Genomic DNA, 14,248 nt, shown 5'->3' with positions numbered 1-14,248 from the left:
CCAAAGTTAACGTTACAGGATCGGGCAAGCGCCAGCGTATTTTCATAAAAGAAGCGGATTGCCGTTGCATCCGTCGATGGGCGGCGAGCCATTGACGCCAGTCAGGTCGGCTCGGTGGCCTCCGAGAGCGCCATGCCTTCGCTGCCGGCATAGAACACCAGCAGGTCCACCGGGACTGCCCCGGTCCTGGCGCGATGTTCGACATTGACCACGGCGGCAATCGTATCGCCAGATTTCAGCAAAGTCTGCTTGTTGCCTTCTCGCGTCTCGACCAGTACTTCGCCGGAGATGATGTAGGCGGCGCTGGGAATGGGATGGATATGCCAGTTCAGTTCGGTGTCGGCGGGAATGTTGATCCTGAGCAGGGTCAGTTCGGGCGGCCCTGCGGGGTAGGCCTCATAGGGAGTGCCCTCCCAGCCGCTGCTGGCACGCAGCAGGACCTCGGCGGTCGGTGCGGCGAGTGTCTTCGGTTGGCTGCTGTCGGGATGTTCGGCGGCGGTGTTTGAAGGCAATGTCATGGGCTAACTCTCCGTGTTGGCGGGCATTCGCCGTCCGTCCGTGCGCGGCGGCTTGCGTAGGATTTGGCGGCAATCCTGGGGAGAGTAGTCAACGCCGGTCTACACGCTTTGGCTAGCGTCTAAGCGTTGCAAAAAATCTCGAATAATGGGCTGTCGTTTATCGTCGCCTATAAAAAATGCCCCGTATCCATCGATACGGGGCATTTCCTCGAAGCAGTGCCTGCTGGCGCAGGCGCCACGGGATCAGCAGCTGTAGTACAGCTCGTATTCCAGTGGGTGTACGAAGGTACGTACCTTGATTTCTTCTTCGCTCTTGAGCTCGATGTAGGCATCGATGAAGTCGTCGCTGAAAACGCCGCCTTTGGTCAGGAACGCACGACCTTTATCCAGCTCTTCCAGGGCTTCTTTCAGGCTACCGCAAACCTGTGGGATCTCTTTGGCCTCTTCAGGCGGCAGGTCGTACAGGTTCTTGTCAGCGGCATCGCCGGGGTGGATCTTGTTTTGGATGCCGTCGAGGCCAGCCATCATCAGCGCGGCGAAGGCCAGGTAAGGGTTGGCGGCCGGATCCGGGAAGCGTGCTTCGATACGACGAGCCTTGGGGCTGGAGACGTAAGGAATGCGGATCGAGGCAGAGCGGTTGCGAGCCGAGTAGGCAAGCATCACCGGGGCTTCGAAACCTGGGACCAAACGCTTGTAGGAGTTGGTCGACGGATTGGTGAAACCGTTCAGAGCCTTGCCGTGCTTGATGATACCGCCGATAAAGTACAGGGCAGTGTCGGACAGGCCGGCATAGCCTTCGCCCGCGAAGGTGTTCTTGCCATCCTTGGAGATGGACACATGCACGTGCATGCCCGAGCCGTTGTCGCCATACAGCGGTTTTGGCATGAAAGTCGCGGTACGACCGTAGGCATCGGCCACGTTGTGTACGCAGTACTTCAGGGTCTGGACTTCGTCAGCCTTGGCTACCAGGGTGTTGAATTTCACGCCGATTTCGTTCTGGCCGGCAGTCGCCACTTCGTGGTGGTGAACTTCGACGGTCTGGCCCATTTCTTCCAGCGCGTTGCACATGGAGGTACGGATTTCGTGGTCGTGGTCGAACGGTGGCACCGGGAAATAGCCGCCCTTGACGCCTGGACGGTGGCCTTTGTTGCCGCCTTCCACGTCCTGGTCGGACATCCATGAACCTTGTTCGGAGAAGATCTTGAACATGGAACCGGAGATGTCGGACTTGAATTTGACCGAATCGAAGATGAAGAACTCAGGCTCGGGGCCGAAGAAAGCGGTGTCGCCGATACCGGTGGACTTCAGGTACTCCTCGGCGCGACGGGCGATTGCCCGTGGGTCGCGGTCGTAGCCTTGCATGGTCGAGGGCTCGATCACGTCGCAAACCAGGATCAGGGTCGGCTCTTCGGTGAACGGGTCGAGCACGGCGGTGCTGTCGTCCGGCAGCAGGATCATGTCGGAGGCTTCGATGCCTTTCCAGCCGGCGATGGAGGAACCGTCGAACATCTTGCCCATTTCGAAGAAATCGTCATCCAGCGCATCACGAGCCGGCATGGTCACGTGGTGCTGAGTACCTTTGGTGTCCGTGAAGCGCAGATCAATCCACTTAACGTCATGATCTTTGATGAGTTGAACCGACTTCGACATGGTGTCCTCCGGGTGGCTTCGGGCTAGTGGCGTTAGCCCTGAAATAGTGGTGATGCCGGCGCGAATACTCGGCCAAGGCAATCTGCCTCACAAGAGAGCAAATTGCATGCCAGCATCTTGCGAGAGTTTTTTTGCTCCAATCTCAAGCATTACGGCCAGCAATAGGAGAATTTCGGTGCATTGAGCGCACCTTTTCGGTGCCAAAAAGGCACGCTTGGTCTTTTTTGGTGCGCAAAAAACCGTCTGTACAATAACTGGTTAAACGTTGAACAATTTCCGCTATAATCCGCGCCCCCTTTTTCGGCCGGCCCTTCGCGCGCTGTTTTTATGAAATTAATCGTAAAAGTCTTCCCCGAAATCACCATTAAAAGCCGCCCTGTCCGGATGCGATTCATCCGCCAGTTGGCCAAGAACATCCGTGCCGTGCTCCGTGACGTGGATCCGGCTGTGGTGGTGAATGGCGTGTGGGACAACCTCGAGCTGCAAACCGCGCTGACCGACCCTAAGGCCCTGCACGAACTGACTACACGCTTGTGCAATACACCAGGTATCGCCCATTTACTGCAGGTCGCCGAGTACCCGCTGGGCGACTTCGACGACATCACCGCCAAATGCAAGCAGCATTATGGCGAGGTGTTGCCGGGCAAGATTTTTTCCGTGCGCTGCAAGCGCGCCGGCAAGCACGTCTTTACCTCGATGGAGGTGGAGAAATACGTCGGCAGCCAGCTGCGGCGCCAGTGCGCTGCGGCGGGGATCTCCTTGAAAGAGCCGGAAATCGAAGTGCGAATGGAAATTCGCGACCAACGGTTGTTTGTCATCCACAGCCAGCATGACGGCCTCGGCGGTTACCCGCTGGGGTCGGTGGAGCAGACTCTGGTGCTGATGTCCGGTGGCTTCGACTCCACCGTTGCCGCCTACCAGATGATGCGACGCGGCCTGATCAGCCATTTTTGCTTCTTCAATCTCGGCGGGCGTGCCCACGAGCTGGGGGTGATGGAAGTCGCCCATTACCTGTGGAAGAAGTACGGCAGCTCTCACCGGGTGCTGTTCATCAGCGTGCCGTTCGAGGAAGTCCTGGGAGAAATTCTCGAAAAAGTCGATAACAGTCATATGGGCGTAGTATTGAAGCGTATGATGTTGCGCGCGGCGGAAGTCATGGCCGAGCGGCTGCACATCGATGCGCTGGTCACCGGCGAGGCGATCTCCCAGGTTTCCAGCCAAACGCTACCGAACTTGTCGGTGATCGACTGCGTGACCGAGAAGCTGGTGATCCGCCCGCTAATCGCTAGCCACAAGCAGGACATCATCGACCTGGCGACCCGAATCGGCACGGCTGACTTCGCCAAGCACATGCCCGAATACTGCGGGGTGATTTCGGTCAACCCCAAGACCCACGCCAAGCGTGGCCGGGTGGAGCATGAAGAAAAAGAGTTCGACATGGCGATCCTCGGGCGTGCGCTCGAGCGAGCCAAGCTGGTGCCGATCGATCGGGTGATCGACGAATTGGGCCAGGACTTGCAGATCGAAGAGGTCAGCGAAGCGTTGGCAGGTCATGTCGTGATCGACATCCGGCATCCGGATGCCCAGGACGATGAGCCGCTGGAGCTCGCTGGCATCGAGGTACAAGCGATGCCGTTTTATGCACTGAACGCTCGTTTCAAGGCACTGGACCCTACTCGCCAGTACCTGCTGTATTGCGACAAAGGCGTGATGAGTCGCCTGCATGCCCACCATTTGCTCAGTGAGGGGCATGCCAATGTGCGCGTTTATCGACCGAGCTAAGTGCCCGGGGCTGTTTGCCTGTGGCCTGCGTCACCGGCCCCCCGACGCCGCCGTCAAGCTGTAACGGCCACGCCGGACACTACTGTCAATCGCTGCCAAGACTTGTCAGCACACCGAATCCTCTGATCGAGATACACAAGTGATCGAAAATCTACGCAACATCGCCATCATCGCCCACGTTGACCATGGCAAGACCACCCTGGTAGACAAACTCCTGCGTCAATCCGGCACTCTGGAGCGCAACGAGCTCAACGACGAGCGCGTGATGGACTCCAACGACCAGGAAAAAGAGCGCGGTATTACCATCCTGGCGAAAAACACCGCCATCAACTGGAACGGCTACCACATCAACATCGTGGATACCCCGGGCCACGCTGACTTCGGTGGCGAAGTTGAACGCGTCATGTCGATGGTCGACTCCGTTCTGCTGTTGGTCGACGCCCAAGACGGCCCTATGCCGCAAACCCGTTTCGTGACCAAGAAGGCTTTCGAAGCCGGTCTGCGTCCGATCGTGGTCATCAACAAAGTCGACCGCCCAGGCGCGCGTCCGGACTGGGTCCTGGACCAGATCTTCGACCTGTTCGACAACCTGGGCGCCACCGAAGAACAACTGGACTTCCAGGTCGTCTACGCCTCGGCTCTGAACGGTATCGCCGGTCTGGACCACGCCGACATGGCTGAAGACATGACTCCGCTGTACCAGGCGGTCGTCGATCACGTTCCGGCGCCGAAAGTCGACCGTGACGGCCCGTTCCAGATGCAGATCTCCGCACTGGACTACAACAGCTTCCTGGGTGTGATCGGCGTTGGTCGTATCGCTCGTGGTCGCGTCAAGCCGAACACCCCGGTCGTCGCCATCGACGCTGACGGCAAGCGCCGCAACGGTCGTATCCTGAAGCTGATGGGCCACCACGGCCTGCACCGCATCGACGTCGAGGAAGCGTCTGCCGGCGACATCGTCTGCATCAGCGGCTTCGACCAGTTGTTCATCTCCGATACCCTGTGCGATCCACTGAACGTTGAAGCGATGAAGCCGCTGACCGTTGACGAGCCGACCGTTTCCATGACCTTTCAGGTCAACGATTCGCCGTTCTGCGGTAAAGAAGGCAAGTTCGTCACCAGCCGCAACATCAAGGAACGTCTGGACAAGGAGCTGCTGTACAACGTGGCATTGCGCGTTGAAGAAGGTGACTCGGCCGACAAGTTCAAGGTTTCCGGTCGTGGCGAGCTGCACCTCTCGGTCCTGATCGAAACTATGCGTCGCGAAGGCTTCGAAATGGGCGTGGGTCGTCCGGAAGTGATCATCCGTCTGGTCGACGGCGTGAAGCACGAACCCTACGAAAACGTCACCATCGACCTGCCGGAAGAGTCGCAGGGCGCAATCATGGAGCAAATGGGCCTGCGTAAAGGCGACCTGACCAACATGGTTCCGGATGGCAAGGGCCGTGTGCGCCTTGAGTACAACATCCCGGCTCGCGGCCTGATCGGTTTCCGTAACGAGTTCCTGACCCTGACCTCCGGTGGCGGCATCCTGACCTCGATCTTCGATCGTTACGACGTGATGAAGTCCGGCGACATGTCCGGTCGTCAGAACGGCGTACTGGTTTCGGTTGAAACCGGCAAGGCGCTGACCTACTCCCTGGAAACCTTGCAGGCCCGTGGCAAGCTGTTCGTCGAACACGGCCAGGAAATCTACGGTGGCCAGATCGTTGGTCTGAACAGCCGTGACAACGACCTGGGCGTCAACCCCACCAAGGGCAAGAAGCTCGACAACATGCGTGCTTCGGGTAAAGACGAAACCATCGCTCTGGTACCACCTGTTCGCTTCACCCTGGAACAGGCCCTGGAATTCATCCAGGATGACGAGCTGTGTGAAGTCACGCCCAAGTCGATCCGTCTGCGCAAGAAGATCCTCGACGAAAGCGAGCGCACCCGCGCCGCCAAGAAAGCCAAGGCTTGATCGTCTAGCCCAGGTGCAATGAAAAACGCCCCCGACCGCAAGGTCGGGGGCGTTTTTGTTGGTGCTTTATCTGCGCTGCACGCCTTGAGGGCGAAGGGCGATGCGCCCGTGGGTGCTACTGGTCAGAAATGATACAAAGTCTTGTCTGGTGCCTGACGCACGGGGGCCTTTGGCTTATAGGCACAATACCCGGGTCGTGGCCCGATTTTGGGATGGTTGCGGCAGGTGTCGGGACGTTTTTCATAGATGGTACACAGCCGTGACTTGCGATCCAGGTACAGGCAATCGTTGTTGCTCATGCGTTGCAGGGTGAAAATCTCGGACTTCTGGTTGTAGCGTTCGACGATCCCTTCTTTCTGCAGGCGCTTGGCGATGTTCTTCGGCGGGTCGCCGCGCTCGAATTCGTCGACGATACCGATGCGGATCAGGTCCTTGATCTTCACTTCCACAGGCAGGGTGCAGCAGCTGGAGATGCAGCCTGAGCACATATGGCTCGAATACTTCTGCCAGGTTTCGAGGCGGTCGAGTTCCGCGGCGGCGATCAGAGTGGGTTTCATCCGGCTGTTATCCAGGGTGTATCAGGGCGCGCGATGATACCGGGGCTGGCGAATTTGTGAACAACCTTTTGCCGGTTTTTCGCACAACGGCACGTTTGTGCGAAGTTTCCCGCAGGACCGCATTTTTTTGCGCATCTCGGGTCTATCCGGTTTTTCCGGTTATGGTCGAAAAAACCAGCGAACCAGAGCCGTCGCCTTGTGTCGAAGCGACTAGGCTCAGACAGCCCGCCTTTTCAATCGTCCATCTCGCTAGAGGTCGTATCGATGTCTCAGGAACCGCTTGTCCGTGACGATGAGGTGGCGGCCTTTCGTGCCGCCGTCCTCGCCAAACTTACCTACGCAGTAGGTAAAGATCCCGATCACGCGTTCGATCATGACTGGTTCGAGGCCATCGCCTTGGCCGCCCGCGACCATATGGTCGAGCACTGGATGGATCACACCCGACAGATCTATCGCAAGGGCCAGAAGCGCGTCTATTACCTCTCCCTGGAGTTCCTGATCGGTCGACTGCTGTACGACAGCCTGAGCAATCTCGGACTGCTGGATATCGCCCGTGAGGCGCTGGTGGACCTTGGCGTGGATCTGGAGCGTATTCGCCTGCTGGAGCCCGATGCGGCGCTGGGCAACGGTGGCCTGGGGCGCCTGGCGGCATGTTTTATGGAAAGCATGTCGACTTTGGGCATTGCCGCTCATGGTTATGGCATTCGCTACGAGCACGGGTTGTTTCGCCAGGCCATCGTCGACGGTTGGCAGCAGGAGCAGACCGAGAACTGGCTGGACTTCGGCAACCCCTGGGAGTTCGAGCGCGCCGAGGTGATCTATCCCGTGTGCTTTGGCGGCAGCGTCGAAACCGTGCAGGACGAGACCGGTCTGAGTCGGCAGGTCTGGTGGCCGGCGGAAACGGTCCGGGCGGTGGCCTACGATACGCCGGTGGTCGGCTGGCGCGGTGCTAGCGTCAACACCTTGCGCCTATGGCGGGCACGGGCGACGGAAGAATTGCACTTGGAGCGCTTCAATGCCGGCGACCATTTGGGGGCGGTGGCCGAGGTGGCCAGGGCCGAAAGTATCTCCCGCGTGCTCTATCCGGCGGACAGCACCGAAGCCGGTCAGGAACTGCGGCTGCGCCAGGAATATTTCTTTGTCTCCGCGTCCCTGCAGGACCTGTTGCGCCGGCATAAGAACATGCATGACTCGGTGCTCAGTCTCGGCGAGCACGCGGCCATCCAGCTCAACGATACTCACCCCTCGATTGCCGTCGCCGAGCTGATGCGCCAACTGGTCGACCTGTATGGCGTGACTTGGGATGCGGCGTGGCAAGTCACCGTCGAGACGCTGTCCTACACCAACCACACCCTGCTGCCCGAGGCTTTGGAAACCTGGCCCGTGGGGTTGATGGAGCGCATGCTGCCGCGCCATATGCAGATCATTTACCTGATCAACGCCCAGCATATCGATGCGCTACGGGCCAAGGGTATTCATGATTTCGACGTGCTGCGCGCGGTGTCGCTGATCGAGGAAGACAACGGGCGTCGGGTACGCATGGGCAACCTGGCGTTCCTCGGCTCCCACAGCGTCAACGGCGTTTCTGGCTTGCACACGCAGTTGATGCGCAGCACGGTGTTCCGCGAGTTGCACGCGCTTTATCCGGAGCGAATCAACAACAAGACCAACGGTATTACCTTCCGTCGCTGGCTGTACCAGGCCAACCCGCCGCTCACCGAGATGATGGTCGAGGCCCTGGGTCCGGAGCTGCTCGACAATCCCGAGGCGCTGTTGCAGGGGCTGGAGCCGTTTGCCGAGAAGGCCGGGTTTCGCAAGCAGTTCGCCGAACAGCGGTTGCACAATAAGCGGGCCTTGGCGGCGTTGATCCAGGAGCGGCTGGGGATCGCGATCAACCCGGCGGCGATGTTCGATGTGCAGGTCAAGCGGATCCACGAGTACAAGCGTCAGTTGCTCAACCTGTTGCACACCGTGGCCCTGTACCAGGCGATCCGCGCCGAGCCGGAAACCGAGTGGGTGCCGCGGGTGAAGATTTTCGCCGGTAAGGCTGCGGCGAGTTATCACCAGGCCAAGCTGATCATCAAGTTGACCAACGATATCGCCCGCACGGTCAACAACGATCCGACCGTGCGCGGCCTGCTTAAAGTCGTGTTCCTGCCCAACTACAACGTCAGCCTGGCGGAAAGCATCATCCCGGCGGCCGACCTGTCGGAGCAGATCTCTACCGCTGGCTTCGAGGCGTCCGGTACCAGCAATATGAAGTTCGGTCTCAACGGCGCGCTGACCATCGGCACCCTGGACGGCGCCAACGTGGAGATGTGCGAGCGAGTGGGCCAGGAGCACATGTTCATCTTCGGCCTCACTGCCCAGCAGGTGGAATTACGCAAACACAATGGCGAGTTCAGCGCGGTGCCGGATGTGGCGGCCTCCCATCGCCTGAATGATGTGTTGCAGGCTATTCGGGGTGGGGTGTTTTCCCCGGACGACCCGGCGCGTTATGTCGGTTTGATCGATTCGTTGATCGATTACGACCGCTTTTTGGTCTGCGCCGACTTCGATGCCTACTGGGCCGCCCAGGCCCAAGTCGAGGCGCATTGGCATGACAGCAACCAGTGGTGGCGTTCTGCGGTACTGAACAGTGCGCGCATGGGTTGGTTCTCGTCGGATCGGACCATTCGCGAATACGCCACCGATATCTGGAAAGCACTGGAATGATCAGTTGTCAGGCTGACGCCATTGCCTTTGAGGCAGATCGATAGACTGCGCGGGCGGCCCTTGGCTTGTTGCGCACGCCGCCGCAGCCCGGACGAACGAGCAATCTTCCGGGCGCGTTGCACAGGTTTGCGGCTACGCTGAGTCGTGCTTGTGAACTCTCTGCGGGGCATCTGTGTCTGACAAGAGGATTTGCAGCGCAACTCGCGTTAAACTGCGCGGGTTTCCAGCCCCCTTTCTCCGGAGCCATCCATGTCCCGCGTTACCCTGAGTCGCTATTTGATTGAGCAGACCCGCAGCAACAACACGCCTGCCGATCTGCGCTTCCTGATCGAAGTGGTCGCGCGTGCCTGCAAGGAAATCAGCCATGCCGTCTCCAAAGGCGCGCTGGGTGGCGTGCTGGGCAGCATGGGCACGGAGAACGTGCAGGGCGAAGTGCAGAAAAAACTCGACGTGATTTCCAACGAAATCCTGCTCGAAGCCAACGAGTGGGGCGGCCACCTGGCCGGCATGGCGTCCGAAGAAATGGACAATGCCTACCAGATTCCCGGCAAATACCCCAAAGGTGCCTACCTGTTGGTATTCGATCCGCTGGACGGCTCGTCGAACATCGACGTCAATGTCTCGGTCGGTACCATCTTCTCGGTACTGCGCTGCCCCAACGAGCACCTGAGCCAGAACGAAAGCCTGAATGAAAAGGCCTTCCTGCAGCCGGGCACCCAGCAGGTGGCGGCCGGCTACGCGATCTACGGTCCGCAGACCATGTTGATCCTGACCCTCGGTGACGGCGTCAAGGGCTTTACCCTGGACCGTGAAATGGGCAGCTTCGTACTGACCCATGAAAATATCACCGTGCCGACCAGCACCCAGGAGTTCGCTATCAACATGTCCAACGAGCGTCACTGGGAAGCCCCGGTCAAGCGCTACGTAGACGAGCTGCTGGCCGGTGAAGAAGGTCCGCTGAAGAAGAACTACAACATGCGCTGGATCGCCTCCATGGTCGCCGATGTGCACCGCATCCTGACCCGTGGCGGCCTGTTCATGTATCCACGCGACAGTCGCGAACCCTCCAAGCCGGGTAAGCTGCGCCTGATGTATGAGGCCAACCCGATGTCCTTCTTGATCGAGCAGGCCGGCGGCGCGTCCACCGACGGCCACCAGCGCATCCTCGATATCCAGCCTGACGGCCTGCACCAGCGCGTGGCGGTATTCCTTGGGTCGAAGGAAGAAGTCGCCCGGGTGACCGGTTATCACAAGGAATAACGCCATGTCCGCGCCCTGGCAACCGCTGCTCGATTGGTGGTTCGGTTTCGCCCAGACACCGGCTGAGATCGTGGCTGATAAGGGGCGGTTGTGGTTTGGCAAGCGTGACAGCCAGGACCTTGAGGCCCGCGAGCGTTTCGGCGCCCAGGTCGAGCAGGCACTGACCGGTGGTTTAGCCGAGTGGACGCAATGTCCCGAAGGCTGGCTGGCCGTGGTGATCCTGCTCGATCAACTGCCGCGCATGATCTTTCGCGATACGCCACGGGCCTTCTGCGGTGATGCCCGCGCCCAGGCGCTGGTGTCCCAGGGACTGGCGGCGGACTTCGACCGACGACTACCGGCGATACAGAGGGTGTTTATCTACCTGGTGTTGGAGCACTGCGAGAGCCTGGCGGCGCAGGACGAGGCGGTGTCGCGTTTTGTGGCCTTGGTCGAGGAGCAGGCGGCGGAGCAGCAGGCGGTGTTTGCCGATAATCTGGACTATGCCGAACGGCATCGGCGAGTGATTGCCCGGTTCGGGCGCTTTCCCCACCGCAATGCCATTCTCGGACGTGAGTCTACGGTTGAGGAAGCGGCGTTCCTGCGCGAACCCGGCTCAGGGTTCTGAATTTTCTGGAGGCGGGCACCGCTCGCTCGCCACCAGAGCGGTGCCCGCCTCGGGATAATTGGGGCTGGTCAGATCCGGAAACTGCCCACCAACTGCTTCAACCGCGCCGCCTGCTGTTCCAGGTCCGCACAGGCACGCAAGGTTGACTCCAGGTTTTCCACGCCTTCCTGGTTCAGCGTATTGATCTCGGTGATATCGACATTGATCGACTCCACCACCGCCGTCTGTTCCTCGGTCGCGGTGGCCACCGACTGGTTCATGCCGTCGATCTCGCCGATCCGCTGGGTCACGCTGCCCAGCCGCTCTCCGGCCTGGTTGGCGATGCCGACGCTGCTTTCGCTCTGACGCTGGCTGTCGGTCATGATGCCTACCGCTTCCCGTGCACCGACCTGCAACTCCTCGATCATCTTCTGTACTTGCTGCGCCGAGTCCTGGGTTCGGTGCGCGAGGTTGCGTACCTCATCGGCTACCACGGCGAAGCCGCGCCCGGCCTCACCGGCCCGCGCCGCTTCGATCGCGGCGTTGAGCGCCAGCAGGTTGGTCTGCTGGGAAATGCCGGTGATCACTTCGAGAATCTGCCCGATGTTCACCGTATTGCTGTTCAGGGTTTCGATATTGGCGCAGGAATCGCTGATCTTCGCCGACAGTTGCTGCATCGCGACGATGGTCTTGTCCACCACGTGTTGACCCTCTTCGGCGAGGCTGCGCGCATCGCTCGAATGCTGCGAGGCGAGGGCGGCGTTCTGGGCGATTTCCTGGGCTGCGGCGCCGAGCTGGTTGATCGCCGCCGCGACGCTGCTGGTGCGGCTGGCCTGTTGGTCGGAGTTGAGCATCGATGAGTTGGACGCGCTGACTACGCGCAGAGCGACCTCATTGACCTGGTCAGTGGCCGACGCCACCTCGCGAATCGAGGTGTGGACGCGCTCTACGAAGCGATTGAACGACATGCCGAGGGTGCCGAATTCGTCATAGCCGTGGATAGTCAGGCGCTTGGTCAGATCGCCCTCGCCTTCGGCGATATCGTGCATGGCTCGGCCCATCAGGTGCAGTGGCTGCATCAGCACGCGGATCAGCATACCCAACAGGGCAATGATGATGACCACCGCGATCGCCATGGCGATGATCGCCGAGGTGCGGAATTCGCGAAGCATCGAGAAAGCGGCGTCTTGATCGAGCACCAACGCCACGTACCAGTCGGCCGAAGGTACGCCGGTGACATGGGTGAAGGAGATGAATTGGGTCTTGCCGCCCACGGTGACCTCTGTCTGGCCGGCACTGATCTTCGGTGTGTCGGTTGGATAGGCTTCGCTGAGGTTCTTGAGGATCAGCTTGCTGTCCGGGTGGATCAGGATCTTGCCGTCGGCGCTGACGATAAACGCCTGGCCGTGGCCACTGAAGTTCAACGAGTGGATGATAGCGCTGATGCTGGTCAAATCGATGTCCGCGCCGGCCACGCCGATGAACTTGCCGTCATGCAGTACCGGGGTGGCGAGGGTGATCACCAACTTGCCCGAGGAGGCGGCAATGTAGGGTTCGGTGACGATGCTCCGCTGGGCAGCCGTGGCGGCTTTGTACCAGCCACGGGCGCGCGGGTCGTAGTCGGCGGTGCGGTTGCCCGCAGGGACCGAGACCATCACACCGTCCTGGCCGCCGAAATAGCTCAGTTGGAAGTTGTCGGCGTAGACGGGTAGGCCCAAGGCGTGCTTGAGGCTATCGGCGGCATTGCCGTCCACGGCGATCTGCTGCGCCAGTGAGTGCAGGAGTTGCATGCGGCTTTCCAGCCAGACCTGGATGTTACTGGTGGTCAGGCTGCCAAGGACCTGCATCGAGGCTTCTGTACTGCTGCGCAGGGCTTCGCGTTGGCGATAGTCGTTGAACAGGATGAAGCAGGCGAACGCCACGGCAACCACCAGGGCCGCAGCCAGGAGGATCTTGTGACTGAATTTGAGATTTTTGGTCATGAAGTGGCTGTCCGCAAAAGGCTGGTCAACAAAAGGGCGACAATTTGCCACGCTTGATGGCAGGATGCCTTTATCTATCGGCATATTCTTGTTAAATATTAATTTCTTAATGATAAACCTGCGGCACCGGCTGTTTTTGCTAGCAAAATCGCTGATCTGCACAGGAAAGTGCCGTAAGAAAAGGTCGTAGGCTCGGGAACCAGATGGCACTTTTCTCTTCTAAGATTGCGGTAGGCCTCGCGCCGACCTTTTCGTCCTCAGGAGTTTCTCCCCATGTCGTTGCGCTCTCTCGCTCTGCTGTCGTTGTGCGTGTCGTTGGTCGCTTGCAGCAAAGTCAACCAGGAAAACTATTCGAAGCTGTCCACGGGCATGCCCAAGGCGCAGGTCGAGTCGTTACTGGGCAGTCCTTCGGATTGTTCGGGGGCGTTGGGCATGTCGAGCTGTACCTGGGGTAACAAGAATAGCTTTATCAGCGTGCAGTACGCCGGTGACAAAGTCCTAATGTTTTCCGGGCAAGGCCTGAAGTAAACCGGGGCGCGAGCCCTTGGGAGAAGAAGAATGTTGCGTTTGGTTGTCTCTCTCTTGGCTGGTTTGTTGCTGGCTGGTTGCGCTACGTCTGGTGACGATCTAGCGCCTAAGACCGCAGGTCATGTCGACCTCAAGCGCTACCAGGGCACCTGGTACGAATTGGCGCGAATGCCGATGTATTTCCAGCGCCACTGCGCTCAGTCCGAAGCGCGCTACAGCTTGATGGCCGACGGCAAGATGGCAGTGTTCAATCGCTGTCTGACCGAGCAATGGGCGTGGGAGGAGGCCAAGGGAACGGCGACACCGCAAGTGCGAGGGCAGACCGACAAGCTGTGGGTGCGCTTCGACAATTGGTTCACCGCATTGCTGCCGGGCGTGGCCAAGGGTAACTACTGGGTTCTGTATGTCAGCGATGACTACCACACGGCAATTGTCGGTGACCCGAGCCGGCGTTACCTGTGGCTGCTATCGCGCACCACCAAGGTCAATGCGGAGGTTCGGGAAGATCTGCTGAGCCGGGCACGCCAGCAAGGCTATGACACCACGCGACTGATCTGGCGCACGCCGGACTCGAAGATGCCCAACTGATTGGTTGATGATGAGCGTTTGTGGCGAGAGGCGTTCCTACAGGCTACGTGAGCCTGTAGGAAATGGTTTCGAGCGAGGGCCAGGCCAGGCGAGCCGACTTTCAACGCCGCATGGGCGAGCGC

The 14,248-nt window shown here is 59.7% G+C and carries 11 protein-coding genes; 7 read left to right on the top strand and 4 right to left on the bottom strand.

The features are described 5' to 3' along the window. Positions 1-101: 101 nt before the first annotated feature. On the bottom strand, positions 102-518 hold the full coding sequence (locus AWM79_RS15015; RefSeq protein WP_017132481.1) for a cupin domain-containing protein: 417 nt from the start codon (positions 516-518) through the stop codon (positions 102-104). A gap of 243 nt (positions 519-761) precedes the next feature. Further along, positions 762-2,168, bottom strand: a complete 1,407-nt coding sequence (glnA, locus tag AWM79_RS15010; protein WP_017132480.1) for a type I glutamate--ammonia ligase — start codon at positions 2,166-2,168, stop codon at positions 762-764. A 327-nt stretch (positions 2,169-2,495) separates the two neighbouring features. On the opposite strand from glnA, the gene thiI reads away from it, so the two are divergent. Together thiI and typA are read left to right on the top strand one after the other, a co-directional pair. Further along, a complete protein-coding gene (gene thiI, locus AWM79_RS15005; protein ID WP_060783161.1) occupies positions 2,496-3,950 on the top strand; it encodes a tRNA uracil 4-sulfurtransferase ThiI in 1,455 nt (484 codons plus the stop codon). 139 nt (positions 3,951-4,089) lie between these two features. Next, a complete protein-coding gene (gene typA, locus AWM79_RS15000; protein WP_017132479.1) occupies positions 4,090-5,910 on the top strand; it encodes a translational GTPase TypA in 1,821 nt (606 codons plus the stop codon). Positions 5,911-6,032: 122 nt separating this feature from the next. On the opposite strand, the gene AWM79_RS14995 is transcribed toward typA, so the two are convergent. Next, positions 6,033-6,467 (bottom strand): YkgJ family cysteine cluster protein, encoded by a 435-nt coding sequence (locus tag AWM79_RS14995; RefSeq protein ID WP_017132478.1) that lies wholly within the window; start codon positions 6,465-6,467, stop codon positions 6,033-6,035. Positions 6,468-6,731: 264 nt separating this feature from the next. Between AWM79_RS14995 and AWM79_RS14990 the strand changes: the two genes are divergently transcribed. From AWM79_RS14990 to AWM79_RS14980, 3 genes are all read left to right on the top strand, one after another. Then, positions 6,732-9,182 carry a glycogen/starch/alpha-glucan phosphorylase gene (locus AWM79_RS14990; protein ID WP_017132477.1) on the top strand — a complete coding sequence of 817 codons (2,451 nt, stop codon included), beginning with the start codon at positions 6,732-6,734 and terminating at the stop codon, positions 9,180-9,182. 249 nt (positions 9,183-9,431) lie between these two features. Next, the gene (locus AWM79_RS14985) at positions 9,432-10,442 is read left to right on the top strand and encodes a class 1 fructose-bisphosphatase (RefSeq protein ID WP_017132476.1); all 1,011 of its coding nucleotides are present in this window, start codon (positions 9,432-9,434) and stop codon (positions 10,440-10,442) included. 4 nt (positions 10,443-10,446) lie between these two features. Then, a complete protein-coding gene (locus AWM79_RS14980; RefSeq protein ID WP_060783160.1) occupies positions 10,447-11,049 on the top strand; it encodes a DUF924 family protein in 603 nt (200 codons plus the stop codon). Between the two features lie 68 nt (positions 11,050-11,117). Here the strand turns inward: AWM79_RS14980 and AWM79_RS14975 are convergent, their stop codons facing one another. After that, the gene (locus AWM79_RS14975) at positions 11,118-13,010 is read right to left on the bottom strand and encodes a methyl-accepting chemotaxis protein (protein WP_060783159.1); all 1,893 of its coding nucleotides are present in this window, start codon (positions 13,008-13,010) and stop codon (positions 11,118-11,120) included. A gap of 273 nt (positions 13,011-13,283) precedes the next feature. Here AWM79_RS14975 and bamE point away from each other — a divergent pair, with 273 nt between their 5' ends. Continuing rightward, positions 13,284-13,538, top strand: coding sequence for an outer membrane protein assembly factor BamE domain-containing protein (bamE, locus tag AWM79_RS14970; RefSeq protein ID WP_017132472.1), 255 nt, complete (start codon positions 13,284-13,286; stop codon positions 13,536-13,538). A 30-nt stretch (positions 13,539-13,568) separates the two neighbouring features. Continuing rightward, positions 13,569-14,126, top strand: coding sequence for a lipocalin family protein (locus tag AWM79_RS14965; RefSeq protein ID WP_060783158.1), 558 nt, complete (start codon positions 13,569-13,571; stop codon positions 14,124-14,126). Positions 14,127-14,248: the final 122 nt, after the last annotated feature.

This window comes from Pseudomonas agarici, from assembly GCF_001543125.1.
In the GTDB taxonomy this organism is placed as follows: domain Bacteria; phylum Pseudomonadota; class Gammaproteobacteria; order Pseudomonadales; family Pseudomonadaceae; genus Aquipseudomonas; species Aquipseudomonas agarici.
Note: the sequence above shows the minus strand (reverse complement) of the source record. Positions and strands in the feature narration are given on the sequence as shown.